We start from the raw sequence: 26,208 nt of genomic DNA, 5'->3' as shown, positions 1-26,208 counted from the left end.
GAGATGGATGATTACTCACCACCTCACTTTCTCACGATCTCTCGTCTCTCTTAGGAGTGGAACACCAACATTGGGGTGTCGGTATGAAAAATCATTTTGTGTGCCACACTAGGGTTGAAAAGGTGTGTGAACAAACTCCGCTTCCGTGAATTCAATGAAATCAGGCCGATTCTCTTTTCTTCAACAACAGCCTGTAATTCGGACAACAGATTATCGTCTTTAATTGATAAGAACTCAAAATCAAGGTTTGGATAGTTCTTGGTAAAATAATCGGTAATTCCTTTCAGCTGTTCCTGATTGAAGTTCTTTTCCTTGTGGGACTGTATATGAGTCAGGAATACTTTAATTTTGAAAGGTTTCAAAAACTGCATCATCTTATCGAAAGCCAGTAAATCTTTCTGATCGAAGCCGCTGGCAAAAGCAACATTGTACACGCCATCGCCATCAAACAAAGAGACATTTTCGGGAACAGCCAAAACCGGCACCCGGCAACGGTCAATGATTTCAGCCGTCACACTGCCAATCAGATCGGCCTCTTTCTGATCCTTTCCTCTTGTCCCCATCACAACCAAAGAAGGCTCACGCTCTTTCACGTACGAAAGAATAGCATCTTCAGGAACTCCTTCCTTCAGCTCGCAGGTAAACGAAACGGATGGCAATTCGCTCTTCTGCATTTTGCGTTTCAGAAGGTTTGCCAGATTCTCCAGATCTCCTTCCGCCTTCTTGATAATCTGTCTCACCGCCTCATTTTCATAAATATCATACGACAGAGTCTCGGTAAGTTGTGCTATCGAAAACACCGGACTGTAGTAAGCATGCAGCACAACAACCTTCGCATTCAGCAGTTTAGCCATGCGAAATCCAAATTCGCAGGCACGAATCGAATAATCCGAAAAGTCAACCGGTATCATTACCACCGGAGATTGCGGTTTATTCAATATATCCACACCGCTTCTGTGTGCGGTTTCCATCTCCTCAATCACCTGCAGCGCATGAGCCAGATCTTTTTCTTTAATTCTGACTCTGACACCCGCAGCCACCTGAGGATGATCTTCACTCACCCGGTGCAAATGCGCTTCTATCCCCACCCGTTCGAGCAGGGTTTTGAGCACCTGTGCACGTTCGTAGGTATGAATGGCCACTGTTACATAATTGGTTTCCATAACACTATTTTACAAAATTAATGCTTTCGTCGATATTGCAAATATAATGCAAAAAACAAGATTATGAGACCGGCAACAACTAATATTTTCCAATCTTTTTGAGTCTAATACTTGACAAAATCAAAAATTATTCCCAATTTTGGCAACAATTTTTACACTTTAATTAACCTGGAACCAATGAGTGAGTTTAGACATAGAGATGACAGAGAAAATAAGGAGAAAGACATTGTGTTTTCCAAGGCCATTAAAGCAGGTAAACGCATTTATTATATTGACGTTAAGCAGAGTCGTAACGAAGATTACTACGTTGCGATAACAGAAAGTAAAAAGCGTATTTCAGGAATGGATAATGCTCAGGTTGTATCTTTCGAAAAGCACAAAATATTTCTTTACAAAGAAGATTTTGTGAAATTTATCAACGGACTGGAAGAAGTGATCGGTTTTGTCAACGAAAAAAACAGAGGGCAAGCTGTTTCCGGAACTGATTTTTCTGAAGACGCCAACGACAACTGATTAACGCAAGTTTCTTTAACAATTGGAATCTTCAAATCACAAGACTGCAAACCTTTGATCAAAAAGCGGATAAACAGTTATCAACTTCTATGATTTGTTGATTTGAAGATACCTGAAATATCAACAAACCAACGAATGAAAAGTTTTGCAAGTGATAATTATTCGGGCATCCACCCGAACATCCTCAACGCAATAGCAGAAGCCAATCAGGCACATGTTTCTTCTTACGGCAACGATCCGTTTACGGCAAAAGCCGAACACCTTTTCAAACAACAATTTGGGCAGGACACAGAAGTCCTTTTCGTATTCAACGGAACCGGAGCCAACATCACGGCATTGCAATGCGCTGTGCAATCATTTCACTCCATTCTTTGTGCAAAAACGGCACATATTAACGTTGACGAATGCGGCGCGCTAATGAAAGCTACCGGCTGCCAGTTACATGCGATTGATACACCTGATGGCAAACTGACTCCCGAGCTTATCGCTCCGTTCCTCTCCGACCTTGGCAATATTCACCACACACAACCACGGGTAATTTCCATCACTCAATGTACTGAAGTGGGAACAGTTTATTCATTGAATGAACTTACGACCTTGTGCCGGTTTGCACATCAAAACGGACTTTATGTTCATCTTGACGGTGCCCGTATTGCCAATGCTCTGGCAGCACTCGGATGTAGCGCCAAAACCGGAACAGTCGATTGCGGCGTTGACATTATGAGTTTCGGGGGAACCAAAAACGGGCTGATGATCGGAGAAGCTGTCCTTATCTTCAATAAAGATCTGGTTGCCAATGCACAGTTTGTACGCAAGCAGCTGGCTCAGCTTTTTTCAAAAATGCGTTTCATCTCCGCACAATTTGTTGCCCTGCTCGAAAACAACCTGTGGCTCACTATGGCTGCTCATTCCAACGCCATGGCTCAACTACTAACCCGTGAAGTAAGCACCATTCCCCAGGTGAAAATCACACAGCCGACGAATGCCAATGGAGTGTTTGCCCTCATCCCACCTGCCATTGTGGAACCATTACAAAAAGAGTTTCCTTTTTATCTGTGGAATGAACAGACGTGCGAAGCCCGCTGGATGTGTTCATTCGATACAACCGAAGAAGAAATCCGTATCTTTGTGAAACTCATCAAAGAACTTTGTGACGGTATGAAGCTTTGAGGCTCATCTATCAAGCAGCTGTATCATGCTCATTTTTGGCAGATTGCATTATTAATTACTAATCATTAATTCGCTTTGTTTTTCTCATCAATCATAGGACAGGAGGCTATCAAACAACGCCTTATCGCGGCGGTACAGGAACAACGTATTCCTCATGCACTGCTGTTGTGCGGTGGCGAAGGCATCGGCAAGTTACCATTGGCCATCGCTTTTGCTCAGTACGTTTGTTGCGAGCACCGCACGGCGACCGATTCCTGCGGTTCGTGCCCCTCCTGCGTGAAATTTGCCAAGTTGGCTCACCCCGATCTTCATTTTGTGTTCCCCATCATCAAGCCCGAAGGAAAACAATCGGTAGTCTGTGATGATTTCGTTGCTGAATTCCGCAACTTTGTACTGGAGCATCCCTATGGCACTGTCAACGAGTGGATCAATGGTATAGGCTCCGGGAAGCAAGGGATGATTTACGAAGCCGAAAGCGGTGAAATCTTGCGCAAACTCAACTTAAAGACATACGAATCGGAGTATAAAGTGATGATTATCTGGCAACCGGAGAAAATGAACATCACCTGTGCGAATAAATTGCTAAAAATACTGGAAGAACCACCAGAAAAGACGCTTTTCCTTCTTGTCTCAGAAATGCCGGATATGTTGCTGACCACTATACAATCACGGACACAACGCATCAACATTCCGCAAATAGAACGAGCATCACTTGAAGAGGCGCTGCATAGAAAATTCTCGCTCACTCCCGAATCGGCGGCCAATGTAGCCCGTATTGCCAATGGTAATTATCGCAAGGCCGAAGAGATGATTGAGTCGAGTGATGAAAATCAGTTTAATCTCGAACAGTTTATCTTTCTGATGCGAACCGCTTATGCCCGAAAAGTAAAAGAGATGAAGCAGTGGTCGGAGATGATGTCAAAGATCGGGCGCGAGCGCCAAAAGAGCTTTTTCATCTACGCTCAGAAAATGGTACGCGAGAATTTTATTCTCAATTTGCACGAAGAAGAACTCAATTACCTGAATAACAACGAAGAGACATTTTCTCAACGATTTGCTCCATTTATCAACGAGCGGAATATTGAAAGCATCATGACCGACCTGGCTATTGCCGAACGACACATTGAAGGCAACGTGCAGGCCAAGATGGTCTTTTTCGATTTATCATTGAAGTTCATCGTCTCATTGATAAAAAAATAGTAACTTTGCGTTTTCAATCAGGCAATTAAATTGTTTATTGGATTACAAAAGCGGAGAAAAAAAGAAGAAATTAGCAGGTAATTTCCTGCATTTCGGCTCCCGACTACTAACACCTGACTACTTAACAAATGGATTTTACATTAGATAACGGCGGTTGCAAAATGAATAAAAAAGGATGCTGCCGCAATTCCGGACAAAAACTCAGCGTCTTCGACTGGCTCTGCGATCTTCCCGAAACACAGGACGATTGCGACTTCGTGGAAGTGCAATTCAAAAATACCCGCAAGGGATATTTCCTCAACAGCAACAAATTAAAACTCGAAAAAGGAGACGTTGTTGCCGTGGAATCGTCTCCGGGACACGACATCGGCGAAGTAACGCTCACCGGCCGTCTGGTACAATTACAGATGCGTAAAAACGGAGTCAACCCGCAAAAGGTTGAGGTTCGCCGTGTGTATCGCAAGGCTCGCCCCGTCGATATGGAAAAATACGAAGAGGCCAAAGCCAAAGAACATACCACCATGATCAAGGCGCGTAAAATTGCCGAAAACCTTCATCTCAACATGAAGATTGGCGACGTGGAATATCAGGGCGATGGCAACAAAGCAATTTTCTACTACATTGCCGACGAACGTGTCGACTTCCGCCAACTCATCAAGGTATTGGCCGAAGAATTCAGTATTCGTATCGAGATGCGGCAAATCGGCGCACGTCAGGAAGCCGGTCGTATCGGAGGCATAGGTCCCTGCGGTCGCGAACTGTGTTGCTCGGGTTGGATGAGTAGTTTTGTATCCGTGTCGACCAGCGCAGCGCGTTATCAGGATCTTTCCACCAACCCGCAAAAACTGGCCGGACAGTGTGCTAAACTCAAATGCTGTGTCAACTACGAGATGGATGTGTATGTAGATGCACAGAAAGATTTCCCTTCAAAAGAAATTCCTCTCGAAACCAAAACCGGCACTTTCTACCACTTCAAAACAGATGTATTCAAGCGCCAGATGGCCTATTCATCGGCACCGGGCATTCCAGCCAATCTGGTGACTCTCTCGGTCGACAGAGTTAAGGAAATTATCGCCATCAACCGAAAAGGAGGTAAAGTCGATTCGCTGGAAGAGAAAAAACTGTCAGACAAACCGTTACAAAATATCGACTTCCAGAATGTGGTGGGACAAGACAGCCTTACCCGCTTCGACCAGAATAAGAGCAAAAACAAAAAAAGAAGAAATAAATCGAGATCCAAAGACAATGGTCAGAAAAATCGTCCTCAGGATGCAGGAAAAGAAGATTAATTATCTGTTGGTTGCGGCTTTTTTACTCCTGATTGCCGCCTGTTCACACAATACGGTCTACAGCGATTATAAATCCATCCCGGATGCCGGATGGAACAAAGACAGTGTTGCCCGGTTTGCAGTCAACATCACCGAAACCGGAGTTCCCTGTAATGTACTGGTTAACATCCGTCACAACAACACCTACCCTTACCAGAACTTCTGGATGTTTATTGCCACGACATCTCCCGATGGAAAGACCACGCAGGACACGATAGAATGTTATCTGGCGGACAACAGAGGGAAATGGCTGGGTAGCGGACTAAGTTCCGTTTACAATATGCCTGTGTTATTCAAACCCAATACGGTATTCACAAAGCCCGGCAAATATATTTTCGCTATTCGTCATGGTATGCGCGACGATCTCTTGCCCGGAATAACCGACATTGGAATTGAGATAGACAAAGCTAAGTAGACCGAAGTAAGGCAGATCGTATCAGAAAAGCACGGAACGTCTGTTGAACCTCTTATCTATTTGTGTCGTTTTAGTAGATCTTTGTGACCTTTGTATTGAATAAAATATCCAACCCAAAGAAACATGAGGCACTTCTAAGTACACGCAACAGGGATAGAGATATTTCATCTTCAAATTCTCAAATTACATATATCATGCAACTTACAATTATCGGAGCAGGCAATATGGGTGGCGCGATCGCCCAGGGTCTGTTCAACCACAAATCAGCTGAAGACAACCTGCATGTAGCAGTTGCCGATATAAGTCAGGAAAAACTTGCTGCCATAGCCCCTTATTGCGATGCAACATTTACCGATAATGCCGAAGCGGTAGCCAAAGCTGACATCGTGCTTATTGCCGTAAAACCATGGTTAGTCGATATTGTGATTGACACTATCAAACCGGTCATCGAGTCTCGCTGTCCCATCATAGTATCCATTGCGGCTGGTGTCACCATCAACCATCTCTTGGAAAGACTTCAGGCCAGTTATCCTATTTACAGGCTTATCCCCAACACCGCTATTTCTATCGCCGAAAGCATGACGCTGATTGCCAATCAAAACACAAACGACGAGCAAGATCAACTTATCGGTTCCATTTTTGAAAAACTTGGCAAAACGCTGTTTATTCCTGAATCATTGATGAATGCAGCCACATCTCTAACATCGTGTGGGATTGCCTACGCTCTGCGCTATATCCGTGCAGCTACCGAAGGAGGTGTCGAAATGGGATTTCCGGCAGCTCAGGCCAAAGAGATGGTTGCACAGACTTTGATCGGTGCAGCTCAGCTTATTTTGCAAAACGACTCGCATCCCGAAGTGGAGATTGACAAAGTTACCACACCCGGTGGTATTACCATCAAAGGACTCAATGCAATGGAAGCCGAAGGGTTTACCAATGCGGTTATCAAAGGTTTGAAAGCAAGCTTGATATAAAGATACCAAATATTGACTTTAGACTAAAGTTATAGTATCTTCGCTAAAGAGAACATTTGCAACTTGCATGTTCTCTTTTCCCATTTAAATCTAAATATATTCACCAAACACTCGTCACAGGTATAAAACTGATACTAATAATTTCATCAGTTTTCTTGCGACATAAGATGCTCATACTATGAAAAAAGTAGCTTTAATCACAGGAATTACCGGTCAGGATGGATCTTTTCTGGCTGAGTTTTTAATTGATAAAGGGTATGAAGTACACGGCATTCTGCGCCGTTCTTCTTCTTTTAATACCGGTCGCATCGAACACCTCTACCTCGACGAATGGGTGCGAGATATGAAACGCAGTCGCCTGGTCAACCTGCACTACGGCGACATGACGGACAGCAGTTCGCTCATCCGTATCATTCAGGAAACACAACCCGATGAAATTTATAACCTTGCCGCTCAAAGCCATGTCAAAGTTTCTTTTGACGTGCCGGAATATACCGCCGAAACCGACGCGGTAGGTACCCTCCGCATGTTGGAAGCTGTACGCATTTTAGGTCTGGAAAAGAAAACAAAGATTTATCAGGCTTCTACCTCCGAACTCTTCGGTCTGGTACAGGAGGTTCCTCAAAAAGAGACTACCCCGTTCTACCCCCGTTCTCCGTACGGAGTTGCTAAACAATACGGCTTCTGGATCACCAAAAACTACCGTGAGAGTTATGGCATGTTTGCAGTCAACGGAATTCTGTTCAATCACGAAAGTGAACGCCGTGGCGAAACTTTTGTTACCCGTAAGATTACATTAGCTGCTGCCCGCATTGCATTGGGCTATCAGGACAAGCTGTATCTCGGAAATCTCGATGCCCTGCGCGACTGGGGCTATGCCAAAGATTACGTGGAATGCATGTGGCTTATCCTGCAACATGATACCCCCGAAGATTTCGTGATTGCTACCGGGGAATACCATACCGTTCGCGAATTTGCCTCGCTGGCTTTCAAAGAAACCGGCATCGAATTGCGTTGGGAAGGTAAAGGCGTTGACGAAAAGGGCATTGATGTGGCAACCGGTCGCGTACTGGTGGAAGTTGATCCGAAGTATTTCCGGCCGGCCGAAGTAGAACAGCTATTAGGCGATCCTACCAAAGCACGCACTCTGCTGGGATGGAACCCGACTCAGACGTCTTTTCCCGAACTGGTACATATCATGGCGCAACACGACATGAAATTTGTAAAGAAACTGCATAGCCAGACACCGGAGTAACAACACGACTTCAAACATACGCAAAGACGCGATGACGCAAAGAAATCAACAAATGTCAATCTATATCAATTAATCGTAGAGACGTTGCATGCAACGTCTCTACTGTCATTTGTAAATAAAATTTGCGTCATGGCGTCTTAGCGTACAATCATAAATGCAACTATAATGGATAAACATGCAAAAATATACGTAGCCGGGCATCGTGGTTTGGTCGGCTCTGCCATCTGGAATAACCTGTTACAAAAAGGATACACCAACCTGGTTGGCAAAAACCATAACGAACTTGACCTGTTGGATGGTGTTGCAGTCCGCAATTTCTTCGACGCAGAACAGCCGGAATATGTGATTCTGGCAGCAGCCCATGTGGGTGGCATCATGGCCAACAGCGTCTATCGTGCCGATTTCATTTATAAGAACCTGCAAATTCAGCAGAATGTTATCGGGGAGAGTTATCGCCACGGGGTGAAGAAACTGCTCTTTCTGGGCAGTACCTGCATCTACCCGCGCGATGCCGTTCAACCTATTAAAGAGACGGAACTATTGACGGCCCCACTCGAATACACCAACGAACCGTATGCCATTGCCAAGATTGCAGGACTCAAAATGTGTGAAAGCTTCAACCTGCAATACGGCACCAACTATATCGCAGTAATGCCCACCAACCTTTATGGCCCAAACGATAATTTTGATTTGGAACGAAGCCATGTTCTTCCTGCAATGATTCGCAAAATACATTTGGCAAAATGTCTGAATGAAGGCAATATGGAAGGCGTTCGAAAGGATCTGAATCTTCGTCCGGTGGAAGACGTCTCCGGCGAAAGCTCAGCTGATGATATCTTAGCTATTCTCGGCAAATATGGCATTACTGCCAACCAGGTGAAACTGTGGGGAACCGGCAAACCCTTGCGCGAATTCCTTTGGAGCGAAGAAGTGGCCGACGCGAGTGTCTTTGTTATGGAGCACGTCGATTTCAAAGATACCTACAAAGCGGGCGACCGTGACATTCGCAACTGCCACATTAACATCGGCACCGGAAAAGAAATTTCTATCCGCGGAGTGGCCGAACTGATTGTAGAAACGGTCGGATACAAAGGTGAGCTTTTGTTCAACAGCGACAAGCCCGACGGTACTATGCGCAAACTTACCGATGTCTCCAAACTTCACCAACTGGGCTGGCATCACAAAATTGACATCGAAGAAGGTGTAAAACGGATGTATGAATGGTACATAAAAAATGAGTAATGGTTAATTGTCAGAAGAATCGCGACAAGTGGCAAGAATAGATGTGTTAATTGTTCTCATTTTTGTCTGAATCATCGAAAATGGCACGGATTAGTAAAATAATTCGTGCCATTTGTCCTATTTAACCATTAAGACATTAAGTATTTGAAGAATCCAACTTACTGTTCTTAATTCCTTCATGGTTTAAATATTCTCGTTACTTAGGGGCATTAGCCCTGGCATCTTGGTAGAAAACAGAACAACAAGTTAGCCGGAGGAACGTAGCCCTGACATCTGAATTGAATCATATCTTTGTGGCTAACCTGATTTTACCACGAAGATCACAAAGATACCACCACGTACCACAAAGAAAAATAAAGCTTCCAAACGTAAATTACCACTAGTATTCCGCCCTCTTGTTTCTTGTCCCTGATCGCTAGTATCAGAGTCTTCTTACAATTAACAATTATCCCTTATTTCTTACTTTTTCCGTTAAGTTAAAATCGCACTTTGTTGTTTGTGCAACCAAAACAAATCCGTAAATTTGCACACCAAAATCAGAGGGACTGTTGTCTATATCCAAACCAAAAAAGTTTATCATCCAGAGGCCAGTCTCATCCCTTTTTGTGCCACTAACCAAGACCAATTTACAACGCAAGGGAATAATGGGAATTAGCTTTCGGGATCGGAGTTCAAAGCGATGAATCAACCGACTGATTGTTAAAGTCTATACAGACGATTGTTTCCTTATCTTATGTGTTAGCCTATCATAATCTTTTTTATAAAGGAGAACGATATGCTGATTGTATTCGGGCATCTTGGTTATCCTGCCAACACAAATTGATAATCAACCTGCCAACAACATTATTTTTCAAATTCTGCGAGTTAGTTTAGATTCGTACGATCTTTATTATCGTCATAGAGGAACTAAAAATTAAGATGTAATATGAAAATGAAACGATCATGTGACTTCGCAACACCCAAGGTTCTCTTATAATGAATTAATTATAGCTACATGGAGTTTGTGTCACTGATTTATCAATTCCATTCTACCTTAAAAGAAGAAATTATTATAGAATGAAAGGCATTGTACTTGCCGGAGGATCCGGCACTCGATTATATCCCATCACCAAAGGAGTTAGTAAACAACTCCTCCCTGTGTACGACAAACCGATGATTTATTATCCATTATCGGTTCTGATGCTGGCGGGCATTCGCGAAGTTCTGATTATTTCAACGCCACAAGACTTACCCGGATTTCGTCGTCTATTGGGCGATGGTTCGGATTATGGCGTAACCTTTGAATATGCCGAGCAACCTTCTCCGGATGGATTAGCTCAGGCATTCATAATAGGAGAAAAGTTTATCGGACAAGATTCTGTTTGTCTGGTGTTGGGCGATAATATTTTTTACGGTCAAAGCTTTGGCAAGATGTTAGCAGAGGCTGTTGCTAATGCTGATCAAAATAAAGCGACCGTTTTCGGGTATTATGTCAATGACCCGGAACGTTATGGCGTAGCGGAATTTGACAAGGATGGGAATGTTATCTCTATTGAAGAGAAGCCCCTTCAACCCAAATCGAATTACGCCGTCGTTGGTTTGTATTTCTATCCTAACAAAGTGGTAGAGGTTGCCCAACAGATTAAGCCATCAGCACGAGGGGAACTTGAAATAACGACTGTTAACCAAGAATTTTTGAAAGAGCAAAACCTGAAAGTACAATTACTTGGGCGGGGATTTGCCTGGCTAGACACCGGTACCCACGACTCTTTAGCCGAGGCGTCCACCTTTGTGGAAGTGATTGAAAAACGCCAGGGACTTAAAATTGCATGCTTAGAAGAGATTGCATTTCGTAAGTGCTGGATCGATGCCAACAAATTAAGGGAACTGGCACAACCCATGAAAAAAAATCAGTATGGACAATATTTGTTGCAACTCGTAAAATAGGGAACGAGACACCATGAACGTAATCAAAACCAACATAGAAGGCCTTATTATCATTGAACCCCGTATTTTCAAAGACGACCGGGGATATTTCTTCGAATCATTTTCGCAACGTGAATTTGAAGAAAAAGTTTGCAAAACTATATTCGTGCAGGACAACGAGAGTAAGTCTTCGTATGGAGTCGTGCGGGGATTACATTTTCAAAGGCCTCCTTTCGCACAAAGCAAACTGGTTCGTGTCATTAAAGGAGCCGTATTGGATGTAGCAGTAGATATCCGTAAAGGTTCTCCCACATACGGACAACACGTAGCGGTAGAACTTACGGAAGAGAACCACCGGCAATTCTTTATCCCGAGAGGATTTGCGCATGGCTTCTGTGTTCTGACCGACGAAGTAATCTTCCAGTACAAATGTGATAATTTTTATACTCCTCAACACGAAGGAGCATTAGCCTGGGATGATCCCGAACTGGCAATCGACTGGCAAATCCCAGTCGATAAAGTTGTATTATCGGAAAAAGATAAATATCACCCAAAGCTGAAAAAGTTAACATCACCATTTACGATGGTGATGAGTGACTAGTAACTAGTGACAGGTTTATCTACTAATTGCTTGTCACCAGTCGCCAGTCACTATTCACCAATTACTAAACAACTATGCATTACAAAAGAAACATACTTATCACCGGCGGCGCCGGATTTATCGGATCGCATGTAGTACGGTTATTTGTCAACAAATACCCCGATTATCATATAATCAATCTGGACAAACTGACCTATGCCGGCAATCTAGCAAATCTGAAAGATATTCAGGATCGACCAAATTACACCTTTGTCAAAGCTGATATTTGTGACTTCGATACGATAATGAGTTTGTTCGGACAATATACTATTGACGGGGTAATTCATCTGGCCGCAGAGAGTCATGTGGATCGCAGCATCAAAGACCCGTTTACGTTTGCACGTACCAATGTAATGGGTACCTTATCGTTGCTGCAGGCTGCAAAACTTAGCTGGGAGTCTGATTTTAGCGACAAACTCTTTTACCACATTTCCACCGATGAAGTATATGGTGCATTACAAATGGACGATTCTTTCTTTGTAGAAACGACTAAATATGATCCCCATTCTCCTTATTCGGCAAGCAAGGCAAGCAGTGACCATTTTGTACGTGCCTTTCACGACACTTATGGGTTGCCCTCCATTGTCACCAACTGTAGCAATAATTACGGGCCGTACCAATTCCCGGAAAAACTGATTCCTTTGTTTATCAATAATATTGTAAACAATAAGCCGCTACCAGTATATGGGAAAGGAGAAAATATACGCGACTGGCTGTATGTAGAAGATCATGCCCGTGCTATCGACTTGATCTTCCATAAAGGGAAAGCAGGCGACACCTACAATATAGGCGGCTTTAACGAATGGAAAAACATCGACCTGATCAAAGTAATCATTAAAACGGTAGACAAACTACTCAATCGTCCCGATGGCACATCTGAAAAGCTGATTACATATGTTATCGACCGTGCAGGACACGATCTTCGTTATGCTATTGACTCTACCAAACTGAAAAATGAACTAGGCTGGGAACCAAGCCTGCAATTTGAAGAAGGGATTGAAAAGACAGTGAAGTGGTATCTGGATAATCGGGAATGGATGGCAAACATTAAACAATTGATTTTTATTCAAATACAGAGATAGAATATTTTATCGATGTTTTTCATACTAGCTCCGACAAATAATAATGCAAAAAATAATTATTGATGCTGATCACGAAAAATACTATAATAGAAAAACTGTCTAACAATAAATCTATAATTCAAAATTTCTCTTATTTATCGGCATTGCAACTTATAAATCTTTTAATACCATTAGCAACTTACCCATACCTAATACGTGTAATTGGGAAAGAGACATTCGGAACAGTTGTTTTTGCTCAAGCAATCGTAAATTATTTGGTTATATTGGTAGGTTTTGGATTTAATATTTCAGCGACACGATTTGTTAGCATTTACAGAGATGACAAAAAAAAGCTCAGTGAAATTGTAAGTAGTGTTTTTGTTTTGAAGAGCCTGTTGCTCGTAATTGCTTTTATTATTTTAAGCGTCTTATTATTCTGGATTCCCAGAACCCGGGGATATGAAATTCTTTTTTTCGTTTCCATGTGGGCATGTGTCTATGAGGTCATTTTTCCTATATGGTATTACCAAGGCCTTGAAAAAATGCAATATATAACCTTCATTACATTAATAAGTAGGCTCATTTTTGTGTTTCTGATTTTTGTATTAATCCACCAATCATCTGATTTTTTATTAATTCCAGCTATCTATGGTATCGGAGCTATTGTGGCTGGGGCTGTTTCTTTGTATTTTATTTTCGTCCGACATAATATTTCTTTCAGATGGCAAAAGATATCAACATTGCGATATTATTTTATAGATTCAGTTCCCATTTTTATTTCAAGTGCTTCTGCTAGCATATATGTTAACGCCAATAAGATTATAACAGGCACATTTTTAGGCATGACAGAGGTTGCTTATTATGATCTTGCAGAAAAAATTACAACTCTTTTAAAACAACCTCTTAGCATACTAAATCAAAGCATATTTCCAAAAATAAGTAAAGAGAAAAATATTATATTCATAAAGAAAATATTTAAATTGTCATTATTAGGCAATACAATACTCTCAACAATCGCAATTCTAATGTCAAAATATATCATCCTCTTTTTTGGAGGACGGCAAATGATAGATTCACAATTAACAACATGTATCTTAGCGACAACAGTCCCGGTTATTGCAATGAATAATATTTTTGCTATTCAGATATTAATTCCATTCGGATATACAAGAACATTTAGTAAAATCATTGCTGGAGGAGCGTTTTTTTATTTCATCCAAGTCACCTGCTTATATTTGATTTCATGCTTTTCCATTATAAATATATCTATTGTCACTTTATTTACAGAGATATTTGTCACTCTGGCAGCATATTTTTACTGTAAAAAATATAGGATTTGGCATTAACAATATAGTCCCTTTTTCTTTGAAATACTTATTTAATATAACACATGATTCAAAACACCCCATTGGTTTCAATATTGATGCCAGTATTTAATGGCGAAAAATATTTAAGGAAAAGCTTAAATTCTGTCATTCAGCAAACATACCCGTATTTTGAATTAATTTGTATTGATGATGAGTCTAATGACAAGAGCTACGAATTAATTTCGGATATTAGCAAGACGGATAACAGAGTTCGATTATTTCGAAAATTAAATGAGGGCTGCGTACCAAAATCGTTGAACTATGCTTTGCCATTTATAAAAGGAGATTATGTTTTTTATATGTCCCAAGATGACATTCTAGACAAAGCTTTGTTAGAAAGCATGGTAAACAGAGCCATTACGTCTGACGCTGATATTATCATTCCTGAAATGTATTTATTGTATAATAACAATTTGGTTCAAGAGGATAAATGTACTTATCCTCCTAACAAAAACTACAACTTAAGCTTAACTGGGAAAGAAGCTTTTCTCCTTAGCATAGGATGGAGAATACATGGGTTTTATTTAACTCGATATTCTCTAATATCTTCAGGATGGTTTGATTTTTCTACGAATGCTGACGAATATACAACTAGAGTAAATCTATTAAAAGCTAATAAAGTCGTATTTTGCACTGGTAAATTTTATTATTTCCAAGGCAATCCTAATGCCATAACAAAAAAGATCACCTTAAATTATTTTGACTGGTTAAAAACTGACATTCGATTAGAGAAGCTTGTTATATCACAGTTTACAGCAAAAGACGATATTCTAATGATTAAAATTGCGCGAGTAGAAACTTTTATAACGCGCTGTATCGCCTTCTGCAAAAACAAACATTCTTTTTCTAATTCATCTTCAATTTTAAAAATTATTCTAGATGCCAACTCGGAATTTTGCACAAGTGGCTATAAAATTTCTATTTTGAACCACACGAAGGGAATGAGAAATAAATTGAAAACATTTCTATTTCTGACAAATATTATATTTTTTATAAAATTCTGTTCCCTTTATGTCTTTTTCGCGCCGAACAAATTAAAATGATATTTTTGGAGCCAACCATAATTATTTACAAGAAATGAATATTTTAGTTGCTTGTCATTCTTTTCAACATCTAGGAGGACTAGAAAAAGTTGCGTTGTTACTTACCAACTCTTTAGCGAGCAGGGGTCATAAAGTAACAATTATTACATATTTTGCACCCATTAATCGACAAGATTATTCCTTTCTAGATATTGACAAACTTAAGATAAAAACGTTTCCGAACTCGAAACACAAAATAGCAAGGGAGAATAAAGAATATCTGCATAAATTAGTAATTTCTGGTAAATTTGAGGTTCTAATTTACCACAATAATTCTATGATTTTGATGCACCTTTGCTCAGAAATTGGTGCAATTTGTAAAATTCCAGTAATCACTGTTCACCATAATGAAATTGTTGAAAAACCCAGTATCGCAACAAACAGCGTTAAAGGTCTTATCAAGTTTCTGATTTGGCCCATATACATGACTCACATCAGACATATCCAAGTAAAGCGTCGATATTTTGAATACAACAACTCGGATAAATATGTTTTATTATCACCTCAATATGTTGAAGCGTTCAACCAATTAATTATGCATGATACGTGCAGCATAAGCAAATTGACATATATTTATAATCCATTGACTATCAGCGTAAATTCTCCTTCAAATTATCAGAAATATAATGAAGTTTTATACGTTGGAAGATTATGTGAAGGACAAAAGAAAGTTTCAAGGTTACTTGATATTTGGAAGCAAATTTATGAGCAACACCCTGATTGGACTTTGCGAATAATTGGTGATGGAGCGGATAAAGCCAACTTAATGAAAAAGGCCCAAAAGATCCCAAGTATTATTTTTGAAGGATTTTGCTCAAATGTTCAGCCATTTTATAAGCGAGCTGCAATCTGTTGCCTTGTTTCCGATCACGAAGGATTGCCTTTATCCTTAATAGAGGCTTCGCAATTTGGTGCAATACCAATGGCATTTGATTCTTTTAGAGCTGTCACTGATATAGTCCACCCTGATCTGATCATAAAATCATTTAATAAAAAACAATTCGCAGAGAAGTTATCGCTATTAATGAGCAATGAGGCTCTTCGTAACCAATATTCTAAATGGTCAACAACTAATGTTGAAAAATTTTCACTTACAAAAATTACAGATGATTGGGAGAATTTACTATCGTCAATAAACTATTCAGAGAATAAGATGAAATAGACTTTTTTATCATGACTGATATACTATCCCAATTAATAATTAATGGAAAGATATATATAATTCTATATATTATCTTTTTATCATTTTTATTCTTTGACTTTGAATGTCATCTAAATAAGTATCGATATCTCACCGCATTTTTTTCATGCGTCATCTTATGGTTCTTTCTTTCGCTTCGGTGGAAGACTGGTACAGATTGGGATTCATATAAAGAATTGTTTGACACACTCCCTTTAGATCATCTACCATCTTTATTTAGTGTAGAACACTTTGATTTAGGATATGTATTCCTAAATGCTATTTCTAAAGCAATTTGGAATAATTATACTTTTTTCCTATGCATTGATAGCTTTATCGCAATTTTAATTATTTATCTATTAATTAGACATTTATCGACACATCCAAATCTATCTTTACTAATATTTTATGCTAGTTTCTTTCTATCTCATTTTATGGGAAGTAATAGACGCATGATCTCAATTGGATTATTATTGTACGCATTTATCTATACATATCATAGACAATGGTTCAGATACTCAGTTTTACAACTTATTGCACTTTTATTTCATAATAGCGCAATAATTGGATTAATAGGCATTGTTATTCCCAAAGCGATGATTAAAACAAAGACTATTATTTCACTTTGGATTATAGGATTTTTTCTTGGTATGATAGAATTACCAAAGCTTATTCTAGAAAAATTCACGACTCTATTTTTTTCGTCAAATCCTCTTATAATAAAATTTGTATATTACACAGAAAATCAGGACAATGAATCAATGGAAACAATTAACACTCCACAGCATTTCCTGTTTGCAATAATAAAACGGAGTTTATTTTTAGTTCTATTCATTTATTACATTCCAAAGATTCGTAATCAAAAATATGACATTGCAAAATATCTCTTTAATTTATACTTTGCTGGCATTTTAGTATATATGTCTTTCAACGGCTTCGCTGTCTTACAAACGTTGTCTACTTATTTTGCCATTATAGAGATTTTCTTGCTTGCAATCTGCATACCTTACATGACTAAAACCGTAAGATTGTTAATAATTCCTATCTTGGTAATATACTGCTTCATGCAAATTCTAAATTCTCTTAGTGTATATCCAGAAGCCTATTTACCATATCAGTCAATACTAACATTTGATAATTATGAATACAAGTAAAATATTGGTGATAACTGGTTCTTACCCTCCTGACGTCTGTGGAGTTGGAGACTATATTGCAAATCTAACTAATAGCATGTCTCATCAATTTGAAATATTTTATAGCGCAAATTGGTCTTTAATATCTACAATCAAAAAAATAAAAGAAATAAATAGATATAAATTAGATCGTTTGAATATTCAATATCCAACTCAGGGTTATAAATGGAGCTTTGTGCCTCTAATATTAGCCATATATTACCATGTCTTTACGACCAAAACTATTATTCTAACGCTGCATGAATTTTCACAACGGACTTGGCGAGCTAAACTCTATTCTCTTTTCCTCATAGCGTTTTCATCTAATATTGTTGTGACAAATCAATACGAAAAAGAATATATATTAAAAATTTTACCGGCAAAAATTTCAAAAATAGTTATTATAAAGATTCACTCTAATATAAAGGCTTCTTCCTTTCTTAGAATGTACAGTGATAGATCAATTCATCTAACGTATTTCGGACAGATTCGACCAAATAAAGGCATAGAACAATTCTTAGAATGTGTAAAAGATCTCAAATGGATGGATATGAACATTACAATAACTGGACAAATTGTGCCTGAATATGTTGAATATTTCAAAAAAATAGAACAACTAGCGCATAGATATCAGATCAATTTATATACTAACCAACCAGAAAAGGAGGTCATTGAAATACTTAATTCCACAAAAATTGTGTACTTGCCATTTCCTGACGGGGCATCAGAAAGACGAGGCTCTTTATTAGCTGCTCTAGCAAATGGGACTTGTGTCATTTCTACAAGTGGCCTTTTTGTCACAAATGAACTATATCATACATGCATAATCATTGAACCTCATCAGGCTCATAGCATAATTTCAAGTGCTCTGAATTCTTTTAACAATGATAGTTTTCTAAGGATACAAAACAAAAATAAGGCATTTCTTCAACATGAAATGCCTTCAAATTGGGAAGAAATAGCTCTTGCATATACAAAAATAAAGTCTTAATGATACCAAAAAAAATCCATTTCTGCTGGCTCAGTGACGAGCCTTATCCGGAATTAATTTCAAAATGCATAGCTTCATGGCAAAGGTATCTACCAGATTATGAATTTGTGCTTTGGGATAAAAATAAGTTTAACATTGAGAATATTCCTTGGGTAAAAGAAGCCTATGCAAATAAAAAATATGCTTTTGCCGCAGATTATATAAGGCTCTATGCTCTTTATACTGAAGGTGGAATATATCTAGATAGCGATATAGAGGTCATCAAGGATATTTCACCTCTTTTAGAACAAACTTCTTTTATGGGGTTTGAAACCGCAGGATGTTTAGAACCCGCAGTAATGGGAGCTGGACAAGGAATGGAATGGGTAAAAAAATGTTTGGACTATTATAAAGACAAACATTTTATAAAATCAGATGGAACACTTGAAATGCGTCCGCTGCCTGGAATTATGGGAGAGATTTTAGACAAGGACTATTCTCTGCCTAAAAATATATCAGACAGCATTGTACTAAATAATGCCGGATTAACTTTATATCCTGCTCATTATTTTTCACCCAAAAATTATCACACTAAGCAAATACATATTACCTCAGAAACTTATACAATACACCACTTTGAAGTTAGTTGGGCTCAAAAAGGACTAGTATATAAATTAAAAAAATATTTACACAGAATAATAATATCAACGTTAGGTCAAAAAATGCATGATTTAATAGTGAATAAATTCAAAAACGTATGAAAAAGAAAATTTACATTGCAGGTTGTGGAGGAATGCTAGGAGAAGCATTCTATCAAAATTTTAAAAATGAATATGACATTCGTTGCACAGATAAAGATGTGAATGCAGAATGGCTAAGCTTTTTGGATTTTAGAAATTTATCCGAGTATCGAAAACAGGTTAAAGAGTTCGCCCCTGACTATTTATTCCACTTGGGAGCTTATACCGACTTAGAATATTGTGAACAAAATCCCGATGATACCTATGCTACGAATACCATGTCTGTCGAAAATGCAGTATATATCGCTAATGAATTAGATATCCCTTTACTCTACATTTCCACTGCCGGCATCTTCGATGGCAAGAAAGAATCATACGATGATTGGGACACCCCTAATCCGCTAGGAGTCTATGCCCGGTCTAAATACATGGGAGAGAGGTTCGTAGTAGAGAATGCAAAGCGATTTTTGGTATGTAGAGCCGGTTGGATGATGGGCGCAGGCCCTTCAAAAGATAAAAAATTTATTCAAAAGCTCATGAAACAATTAAAAAATGGTGCCAAAGAACTATATATTGTAGATGACAAAGATGGAACTCCGACATACACACAAGATTTTGCCAACAACGTAAAAGCTTTATTAGAAAATCAATATTGGGGTTTGTACAATATGGTATGCGGAGGACAAACCAGTCGCTTTGAAGTAGCTGAAGAATTATTAAAAATAACACAATTACACAAAAAGGTAAAATTAATTTCTGTGTCATCCGACTATTTCAAAGATACATATTTTGCAGAACGGCCAGCCTGCGAGCGACTTGTAGATAGAAAACTGAATATTCGAAATATAAACCTAATGAGAGACTGGCGAGTTGCATTGGAAGAATACATTGAAACATATTATAAAGGTTATTTATCATAGATTTGCACATGGACACTCCATTTTCAGTATTGATTTCATTATATGTAACCAATGATCCTTTCTTTTTTGAACAAGCAATGACAAGCATCTTCGAGCAAACCTATCCTCCCACTGAGGTAGTGCTTGTTATTGATGGAGAAAAAACGGATAACCAGCAAAGGGTTATTGATAAATTCCAAAAACAATATCCAGATACACTAAGAATTGTACAAATTAACAAAAATATCGGACAAGGTCCTGCGTTAAATGAAGGGTTAAAACACTGTTCGCACGAACTAGTCGCCCGAATGGATACTGATGATTATTCCAAGGCTGACAGGTTTGAAAAGCAAATACGTCTTTTTAATAACAATCCTTCAATTGACATTGCAAGTTCTTGGGTTGATGAATTTTACGAATCGATTGATCATGTATCGAGTACTAGAAAAGTACCTGAAAAACATCAACAGATCAAGAAATATGCTCAAAGCCGTTGTCCATTGAACCATCCGGTTGTTATGTTCAAAAAGAGTAAAGTCATTGAAGCAGGGGGCTATATGCTTTTAGGCAAATTAGACGATTATGTGCTTTGGATGAAAATGCTTAAAAATGGAGCAATCTTTCATAATATACAAGAAAGCTTACTGTTTTTTCGTTTAGGAAAAGATGCCTTTAAGCGGCGCAATAACATTAAATATGCTCAAAGTGAATGCCAATTACAGTGGTTTTTGTATCAACAGGGCATGATAAACTTAGTAACAATGTTTTCAAATATTGCCATCCGTTTTGGAGTGCGCATCTTGCCTGCGAATTGGGGAAATTTGATATACCGAAAATTATTAAGATAACTCGACGATTTAGCAACCTTGTCAACTTGTTTGTTTTGTTGTATTTTTGCAATATTAATATTAACTAGTGAATTAATTACGAATGTCTCATAAAACAAAGTCTGGTATATGTTTGTAGAATATAATCCGATTAGATAACTAACAGCATGGAACTATCGATAGTATTACAATTAGCCTCTGCACTTCTGATCAGCGGTTTTCTGGTTTACCTAAGCATTCCGGTTATTGTCCGCATCTCGGAAGAGAAGAATCTGATGGACAAACCGAATAAACGGAAGGTAAATAAGAAACCGATTCCTAATTTAGGTGGTGTAGCTATCTTTATCGGCATCATTATCGCTGTATTATTAGCTATTGGCCGTATGGAATATAACGATCTTCGCTATATTTTGGCTGCTATTATTATGCTCTTTTTTATCGGCATCAAAGATGATATTCTGATCATCTCGCCCCGGATGAAATTCGGGGTACAAACAGTATGTGCCATTATCCTGATTGTGTTGGGCGATATCCGCTTTACCCATTTGCACGGCATCTTCGGCATCGATGTGCTGAGTTACACCAGCAGCGTTGTCCTGTCACTTATCACCATTGTGGGACTGACCAACGCCTTTAACCTGATTGACGGCATCGACGGGTTGGCCAGTGGCTTGGGTATTCTAATGTCCCTGTTGTTTGGCATTTTCTTCTTCGTGTGGGGGCATCTGGAGTATGTTATTCTTTGTGCTGCCATTGTAGGTGCCCTCTATTCATTTTCGCTTTACAATCTCTTCGGTCATCGCAATAAGGTTTTTATGGGCGATACCGGCTCTTTGATTGTCGGTCTGTTGATCGCCGTGATGGCCATAAAATTCAACGAGTTTTCAGCTGGTAAATCTGTTTATTTCGCGGCTCCTATGCTCTCCATGGCAATCGTATTTATTCCATTGGGAGATATGGCTCGAGTTTTTATCATCCGCCTAAAGAATAAGAAATCGCCCTTTTCGCCCGATATGACACATTTGCATCATAAATATCTGGCTTTAGGCTACAGCCATCTGCATGCGTCCATTGTCATTGTGGTACTCAACCTCTGTGTGTTTGTGATCATTTATACACTACGACAATGGAACGGATATGCCCTTTTAATGCTATTAGCATGCTTCACTGCAATGTTACCATATGCACCCCGAGTATGCGCTTTTGTTTTTCATCGTGTTCAAAATATTCTTTCAAAATAAAAGCTATTTCAAAACCATTTATTATAATGAGTCACATAAAACGTACGATACTGCTAATTGTATCATTCTCTTTGGCTATCGGGATCTGCCAACTAAATGCTCAATCATTATCAAGCCTCAAGAACCTCAATGTAGATAATCTTAGCGATTCGCAGATCGGTCAACTGATGCAACAGATGCAATCACAAGGCATATCGGCCAATCAAATTGATAAATATGCGGCTGCCCAAGGCGTTTCGCAAACCGAAGCCGACAAACTAAAGAAACGTATCGTGCAATATTCCGGGCATGAGGTAAAATCAGGAAACAGGTATCAGGAATCAGATAACCAGCTTAACATGGCAGGAGACGAAGCTCAAAACGGATTCGAATCCGACCAATGGAAACGCGATTCTGTCAGAGCTTCCAAACCTAAGGTATTCGGAACCTCTATTTTTAAGAACGCGACTATGAGCTTTGAGCCCAACCTCCGTTTGGCTACCCCGCAGGATTATGTTTTGGGGCCGGATGATGAAGTTTTGATCGACATTACCGGGTTATCCGAAGCTTCGCACAAATTATACGTTAGTCCTGAAGGAAACATCCGTATTCCCCTCGTTGGAGTGGTAAATGTAAGCGGACTAACCATTGCCGAGGCTCGACGGGTAATCAAAAATCGCATGACAGCCACCTACAAAGGATTGGCTTCCGGGAATACATCTGTCAGCATCAATTTGGGCAATATCCGCAGCATAACAGTACACGTCATCGGCGAAGTGGTACATCCGGGTAGCTTTACTATCCCCTCTCTGGCAACGGTTTTCAATGCGCTTTACCAGTCCGGAGGTCCGAAAGAGAACGGTTCGTTCCGTGATATACAAATAATCCGCAACAATCAGGTGATAAAAACCATTGATTTGTACGACTTCCTTGCCTACGGAAAACAACATGACTTCCGCTTGCAGGATCAGGATGTGGTGAAGGTGCTCCCCTATAAAAACCGAGTCACGCTGACCGGTGAAGTCAAGACACCTGCCATTTTCGAAATGAAAAAAGGAGAGACCCTGCAGGATCTGATTACCTTTGCGGGAGGATTTACCGAAAAAGCATACCGTGAAAGCATAACCGGTTACCGCAACACCCTGAAAGAACGGAGTGTGGTAAGTATTGGGAACGACGACTTCAAGAGCTTCCAGACCGAACCCGGAGACGAATATACGGTTGGGAAACTACTGAATCGCTTTGTTAACCGTGTACAAATTGCCGGAGCTGTTTATCGTCCGGGAGTGTACGCTTTAAAGGAAGGAATGAAAGCCAAAGACCTTATCCGGTTAGCCGAGGGGTTGAAAGAAGATGCTTTTTCAAACAGCGCGGTAATCTTCCGCAAAAACAACGTGGGCATCACAGAAGTTGCTTCTTTTAGTCCGAAAGAGGTTCTGAACGGACAAAACGACATAATGCTTCAACGGGAAGACAGCATCTATATCAGCTCCATTCTTGATATGAAAGAGAGTGACTTTGTTTATATTTCAGGCGAAGTGATGAAACCGGCCAAATATCCATTCGGCGAAGGCATGACTTTGAAAGACATCATCCTCCTTGCCGACGGCTTTAAAAACAGAGCCAACGTAGGTGAAATAGAAGTGTATCGCCAGATTACAGATGTAAAAACACTGAATGAAAATGTCATCAAGGCTGAATCGTTCAAGATTAAAATGAGCTCTGATCTGGAAAACGGGGAAGCTGCCACTTTCAAACTCAAACGGGAGGATCGCGTGGTAGTTCGTCCTATCTTCGGTGCGGAAGATATGAAAGAGGTAACGATAGAAGGCGAGGTAATTGCTCCTGGCAACTATGTATTGACATCGAAAAAGCAACGCATCTCCGATCTGCTTGGTCAGGCAGGAGGCCTCTCTGCCTATGCTTATTCACAAGGAGCTTTCCTGACTCGAAAACACAAAAAGGAAGCTGTGGATCAAAAAGCTATGGAGATCATTAAAAAAGACGCAGCCTTAAAGGTAAAAAGTAAAACCAACGCTATCGATTCCCTCCAAACGGAAAAGTTAGATGCCGTCACCTCCGATATTGTCGATATTCGTCTGGAAAAGATTATGAAACATCCATATTCCAAATACGATCTTCAATTGGAAGAAGGTGATGTGCTTTCCATTCCGAAACAGTTGGAAACGGTAAATGTATCGGGACAGGTACTCCGCAGCGCTTCCGTACGTTATCAGAGCGGACGGTCGCTTGGATATTATATCTCCAACGCCGGAGGTTTCAGTGCTAAAGCATTGGCTGGCAAAACCTATGTAGTGTATCCGAACGGAGCGGTGGACGCCACCTCGCATTTCCTCGGATTTCGGGTCTATCCGAAGGTGAAACCGGGAGCAAGCATAGTAGTGCCTCTGAAACCGGAAAAGAAAGGAATGAGTACGGCGGAATCCATCGGCATTACATCCAGTATTGTTTCAATGGCAGCATTGATTATCACATTGATTAAATCGTTCTAAAAACAGAGATTAGAAAACAGGGACTGGGAACCAGAAATTACTGTCCACGAATTACACAGATTGCCTCGAATTAAATCCAAAATAATGGTTAATTGTTAAGGATTAATGATTCGCATGAGGAACCTGGAATTTGGGACTTGGAACTTGGCTAAATACTGTCCACGGATTACACTGATGCACACTGATTAAAAATAAAACAGGTATTAAATTTAAATTTTAGAGTCTTTGTGACTTTGTGTTGAAAAACTAATATAAAATGACCACACCAAATCAATCGGACGAAATATCCTTACAAGAAATAATTCAGCATCTAACAACTATCAAGAAAAGAGTCTGGAGCAAAAAGTGGATCGTAATTGCCATTGCTGTAGCCGGAGCCGCAATCGGCCTTACAACATCTTTTCTTACCAAACCGACCTATACTGCCAAACTTTCTTTTGCCTTACAGGATGAGAAAGGAGGAGGTAGTTTATCAAACCTTGCAGGTCTTGCAAGCCAGTTTGGAGTGAATATTGGAGGAGCCAGCAGCGCCTTTGGAGGAGACAATCTCTACGAATTGTTCGCTTCCCTCCGCTTGGTAGAACAAACACTGCTCTGCCCTACCACCATCAATGGTAAAACGACTAACCTTTTGAACCTTTATATAGATACTTACGAATTGCAGAAGAAATGGAGTAAAAGCAAAAAACCGGAACTCCAAAAGATGGCATTCCCTCTCAGTCAGGACAGAAAAACTTATACACGGGCTCAGGACAGTATTCTGCAATCCATTTATAAAAGGATAATTAAAAAGCCCATGCTTACCGTAGCCCAACGCAGCAAAAAACTGAGTATCGGTGACATTACCTTTGTGTCGGAAAACGAAGATCTTTCCAAACTATTTGTGGAAAACCTGATCCGCGAGACAACCGACTTTTACGTATATACAAAAACCAAGGTGTCGCGCGATAACTACATGAAACTGCTCCATCAGGCCGACTCGGTCAAAGCTATCTTCAACGGAGCGGTAGCAGCACGTGCCTCACAGGCTGATGCAGTACCCAATGCCGTTCGTCAGGTGGCCAGTGTCGGAGTGGTTCGTTCGCAAAGCAACATGCAGGTAGCAGGAGCTACTTATGCTGAAATGATCAAGAACCTCGAAGTGATGAAAATGACCATCAATCAGGAGACACCGCTGGTACAGGTAATCGATGCGCCTACCTACCCACTTGAAAAGCAACGTCTGGGTAAGGCCAAAGGAATCCTTATCGGTGGATTTATCGGAGGATTTTTGGCAATCCTTTGGTTTGCGGCTCTCTATTTCTGGTCGCTTTTCAAAGTCAGCCTGAAAGAGGAATCCGAAAAACAGGAAACAGAGCCCCTAACCTGACAA

Annotated in this window: 22 protein-coding genes and 1 pseudogene; 22 read left to right on the top strand and 1 reads right to left on the bottom strand. The window is 39.9% G+C overall.

From position 1 onward, the window contains the following. Nucleotides 1-50 precede the first annotated feature (50 nt). Nucleotides 51-1,163, bottom strand: coding sequence for a universal stress protein (locus tag PJIAN_RS04520; protein WP_068702409.1), 1,113 nt, complete (start codon nucleotides 1,161-1,163; stop codon nucleotides 51-53). A 177-nt stretch (nucleotides 1,164-1,340) separates the two neighbouring features. Here PJIAN_RS04520 and PJIAN_RS04515 point away from each other — a divergent pair, with 177 nt between their 5' ends. The 22 genes and pseudogenes from PJIAN_RS04515 (at nucleotide 1,341) to PJIAN_RS04410 (ending at nucleotide 26,205) form a co-directional block, all read left to right on the top strand. Beyond that, nucleotides 1,341-1,676 carry a DUF3276 family protein gene (locus PJIAN_RS04515; protein WP_068702753.1) on the top strand — a complete coding sequence of 112 codons (336 nt, stop codon included), beginning with the start codon at nucleotides 1,341-1,343 and terminating at the stop codon, nucleotides 1,674-1,676. 135 nt (nucleotides 1,677-1,811) lie between these two features. After that, entirely contained in the window at nucleotides 1,812-2,846 is a 1,035-nt protein-coding gene (locus PJIAN_RS04510) for a threonine aldolase family protein (protein WP_068702407.1), read from the top strand. Nucleotides 2,847-2,921: 75 nt separating this feature from the next. After that, the gene (locus PJIAN_RS04505) at nucleotides 2,922-4,046 is read left to right on the top strand and encodes a DNA polymerase III subunit (RefSeq protein ID WP_068702405.1); all 1,125 of its coding nucleotides are present in this window, start codon (nucleotides 2,922-2,924) and stop codon (nucleotides 4,044-4,046) included. Between the two features lie 128 nt (nucleotides 4,047-4,174). Then, nucleotides 4,175-5,314: pseudogene (locus PJIAN_RS04500) on the top strand (PSP1 domain-containing protein); the annotation flags it as partial. Nucleotide 5,315: 1 nt separating this feature from the next. Beyond that, a complete protein-coding gene (locus PJIAN_RS04495) occupies nucleotides 5,316-5,789 on the top strand; it encodes a gliding motility lipoprotein GldH (protein ID WP_068702401.1) in 474 nt (157 codons plus the stop codon). 194 nt (nucleotides 5,790-5,983) lie between these two features. Further along, nucleotides 5,984-6,763 carry a pyrroline-5-carboxylate reductase gene (gene proC / locus PJIAN_RS04490; protein WP_068702399.1) on the top strand — a complete coding sequence of 260 codons (780 nt, stop codon included), beginning with the start codon at nucleotides 5,984-5,986 and terminating at the stop codon, nucleotides 6,761-6,763. Nucleotides 6,764-6,941: 178 nt separating this feature from the next. Further along, complete coding sequence (gene gmd / locus PJIAN_RS04485; protein WP_068702397.1) at nucleotides 6,942-8,018, top strand: GDP-mannose 4,6-dehydratase; 1,077 nt, start codon at nucleotides 6,942-6,944, stop codon at nucleotides 8,016-8,018. Between the two features lie 165 nt (nucleotides 8,019-8,183). After that, on the top strand, nucleotides 8,184-9,260 hold the full coding sequence (locus tag PJIAN_RS04480; RefSeq protein ID WP_068702395.1) for a GDP-L-fucose synthase family protein: 1,077 nt from the start codon (nucleotides 8,184-8,186) through the stop codon (nucleotides 9,258-9,260). A gap of 1,056 nt (nucleotides 9,261-10,316) precedes the next feature. Then, nucleotides 10,317-11,186 (top strand): glucose-1-phosphate thymidylyltransferase RfbA, encoded by an 870-nt coding sequence (gene rfbA, locus PJIAN_RS04475; RefSeq protein WP_068702394.1) that lies wholly within the window; start codon nucleotides 10,317-10,319, stop codon nucleotides 11,184-11,186. 13 nt (nucleotides 11,187-11,199) lie between these two features. Further along, complete coding sequence (rfbC, locus tag PJIAN_RS04470) at nucleotides 11,200-11,766, top strand: dTDP-4-dehydrorhamnose 3,5-epimerase (RefSeq protein WP_068702393.1); 567 nt, start codon at nucleotides 11,200-11,202, stop codon at nucleotides 11,764-11,766. Between the two features lie 74 nt (nucleotides 11,767-11,840). Beyond that, complete coding sequence (gene rfbB, locus PJIAN_RS04465) at nucleotides 11,841-12,887, top strand: dTDP-glucose 4,6-dehydratase (protein WP_068702391.1); 1,047 nt, start codon at nucleotides 11,841-11,843, stop codon at nucleotides 12,885-12,887. 62 nt (nucleotides 12,888-12,949) lie between these two features. After that, the gene (locus PJIAN_RS04460) at nucleotides 12,950-14,212 is read left to right on the top strand and encodes a flippase (RefSeq protein WP_068702389.1); all 1,263 of its coding nucleotides are present in this window, start codon (nucleotides 12,950-12,952) and stop codon (nucleotides 14,210-14,212) included. Nucleotides 14,213-14,256: 44 nt separating this feature from the next. Next, the gene (locus PJIAN_RS04455) at nucleotides 14,257-15,276 is read left to right on the top strand and encodes a glycosyltransferase family 2 protein (RefSeq protein ID WP_068702387.1); all 1,020 of its coding nucleotides are present in this window, start codon (nucleotides 14,257-14,259) and stop codon (nucleotides 15,274-15,276) included. A 34-nt stretch (nucleotides 15,277-15,310) separates the two neighbouring features. Continuing rightward, nucleotides 15,311-16,477: a glycosyltransferase gene (locus tag PJIAN_RS04450; protein ID WP_068702385.1), complete on the top strand. Its 1,167-nt coding sequence runs from the start codon at nucleotides 15,311-15,313 to the stop codon at nucleotides 16,475-16,477. 11 nt (nucleotides 16,478-16,488) lie between these two features. Next, entirely contained in the window at nucleotides 16,489-17,649 is a 1,161-nt protein-coding gene (locus PJIAN_RS15070; RefSeq protein WP_068702383.1) for an EpsG family protein, read from the top strand. Then, entirely contained in the window at nucleotides 17,636-18,658 is a 1,023-nt protein-coding gene (locus PJIAN_RS04440) for a glycosyltransferase (protein WP_068702381.1), read from the top strand. The genes PJIAN_RS15070 and PJIAN_RS04440 overlap by 14 nt, the downstream gene beginning before the upstream one ends. Then, nucleotides 18,658-19,398, top strand: coding sequence for a glycosyltransferase family 32 protein (locus tag PJIAN_RS04435; protein ID WP_068702379.1), 741 nt, complete (start codon nucleotides 18,658-18,660; stop codon nucleotides 19,396-19,398). The genes PJIAN_RS04440 and PJIAN_RS04435 overlap by 1 nt, the downstream gene beginning before the upstream one ends. Next, on the top strand, nucleotides 19,395-20,297 hold the full coding sequence (locus PJIAN_RS04430; RefSeq protein ID WP_068702378.1) for an SDR family oxidoreductase: 903 nt from the start codon (nucleotides 19,395-19,397) through the stop codon (nucleotides 20,295-20,297). The genes PJIAN_RS04435 and PJIAN_RS04430 overlap by 4 nt, the downstream gene beginning before the upstream one ends. Nucleotides 20,298-20,305: 8 nt before the next feature. Beyond that, nucleotides 20,306-21,124, top strand: a complete 819-nt coding sequence (locus PJIAN_RS04425) for a glycosyltransferase (RefSeq protein ID WP_068702376.1) — start codon at nucleotides 20,306-20,308, stop codon at nucleotides 21,122-21,124. Nucleotides 21,125-21,270: 146 nt separating this feature from the next. Continuing rightward, nucleotides 21,271-22,344, top strand: coding sequence for a glycosyltransferase family 4 protein (locus PJIAN_RS04420; RefSeq protein ID WP_068702374.1), 1,074 nt, complete (start codon nucleotides 21,271-21,273; stop codon nucleotides 22,342-22,344). A gap of 26 nt (nucleotides 22,345-22,370) precedes the next feature. Continuing rightward, on the top strand, nucleotides 22,371-24,836 hold the full coding sequence (locus tag PJIAN_RS04415) for an SLBB domain-containing protein (RefSeq protein WP_172795567.1): 2,466 nt from the start codon (nucleotides 22,371-22,373) through the stop codon (nucleotides 24,834-24,836). 256 nt (nucleotides 24,837-25,092) lie between these two features. Beyond that, nucleotides 25,093-26,205, top strand: a complete 1,113-nt coding sequence (locus tag PJIAN_RS04410; RefSeq protein WP_068702370.1) for a Wzz/FepE/Etk N-terminal domain-containing protein — start codon at nucleotides 25,093-25,095, stop codon at nucleotides 26,203-26,205. Nucleotides 26,206-26,208: the final 3 nt, after the last annotated feature.

The sequence above is a fragment of the Paludibacter jiangxiensis genome (genome assembly GCF_001618385.1).
GTDB lineage: Bacteria > Bacteroidota > Bacteroidia > Bacteroidales > Paludibacteraceae > Microbacter > Microbacter jiangxiensis.
Note: the sequence above shows the minus strand (reverse complement) of the source record. Positions and strands in the feature narration are given on the sequence as shown.

Coding starts and splice junctions, on each gene's coding strand:
- PJIAN_RS04520 (WP_068702409.1), bottom strand. CDS start 1,163: ATGGAAACCAATTATGTAACAGTGGCCATTCATACCTACGAACGTGCA.
- PJIAN_RS04515 (WP_068702753.1), top strand. CDS start 1,341: ATGAGTGAGTTTAGACATAGAGATGACAGAGAAAATAAGGAGAAAGAC.
- PJIAN_RS04510 (WP_068702407.1), top strand. CDS start 1,812: ATGAAAAGTTTTGCAAGTGATAATTATTCGGGCATCCACCCGAACATC.
- PJIAN_RS04495 (WP_068702401.1), top strand. CDS start 5,316: ATGCAGGAAAAGAAGATTAATTATCTGTTGGTTGCGGCTTTTTTACTC.
- proC (WP_068702399.1), top strand. CDS start 5,984: ATGCAACTTACAATTATCGGAGCAGGCAATATGGGTGGCGCGATCGCC.
- gmd (WP_068702397.1), top strand. CDS start 6,942: ATGAAAAAAGTAGCTTTAATCACAGGAATTACCGGTCAGGATGGATCT.
- PJIAN_RS04480 (WP_068702395.1), top strand. CDS start 8,184: ATGGATAAACATGCAAAAATATACGTAGCCGGGCATCGTGGTTTGGTC.
- rfbA (WP_068702394.1), top strand. CDS start 10,317: ATGAAAGGCATTGTACTTGCCGGAGGATCCGGCACTCGATTATATCCC.
- rfbC (WP_068702393.1), top strand. CDS start 11,200: ATGAACGTAATCAAAACCAACATAGAAGGCCTTATTATCATTGAACCC.
- rfbB (WP_068702391.1), top strand. CDS start 11,841: ATGCATTACAAAAGAAACATACTTATCACCGGCGGCGCCGGATTTATC.
- PJIAN_RS04460 (WP_068702389.1), top strand. CDS start 12,950: ATGCTGATCACGAAAAATACTATAATAGAAAAACTGTCTAACAATAAA.
- PJIAN_RS04455 (WP_068702387.1), top strand. CDS start 14,257: ATGATTCAAAACACCCCATTGGTTTCAATATTGATGCCAGTATTTAAT.
- PJIAN_RS04450 (WP_068702385.1), top strand. CDS start 15,311: ATGAATATTTTAGTTGCTTGTCATTCTTTTCAACATCTAGGAGGACTA.
- PJIAN_RS15070 (WP_068702383.1), top strand. CDS start 16,489: ATGACTGATATACTATCCCAATTAATAATTAATGGAAAGATATATATA.
- PJIAN_RS04440 (WP_068702381.1), top strand. CDS start 17,636: ATGAATACAAGTAAAATATTGGTGATAACTGGTTCTTACCCTCCTGAC.
- PJIAN_RS04435 (WP_068702379.1), top strand. CDS start 18,658: ATGATACCAAAAAAAATCCATTTCTGCTGGCTCAGTGACGAGCCTTAT.
- PJIAN_RS04430 (WP_068702378.1), top strand. CDS start 19,395: ATGAAAAAGAAAATTTACATTGCAGGTTGTGGAGGAATGCTAGGAGAA.
- PJIAN_RS04425 (WP_068702376.1), top strand. CDS start 20,306: ATGGACACTCCATTTTCAGTATTGATTTCATTATATGTAACCAATGAT.
- PJIAN_RS04420 (WP_068702374.1), top strand. CDS start 21,271: ATGGAACTATCGATAGTATTACAATTAGCCTCTGCACTTCTGATCAGC.
- PJIAN_RS04415 (WP_172795567.1), top strand. CDS start 22,371: ATGAGTCACATAAAACGTACGATACTGCTAATTGTATCATTCTCTTTG.
- PJIAN_RS04410 (WP_068702370.1), top strand. CDS start 25,093: ATGACCACACCAAATCAATCGGACGAAATATCCTTACAAGAAATAATT.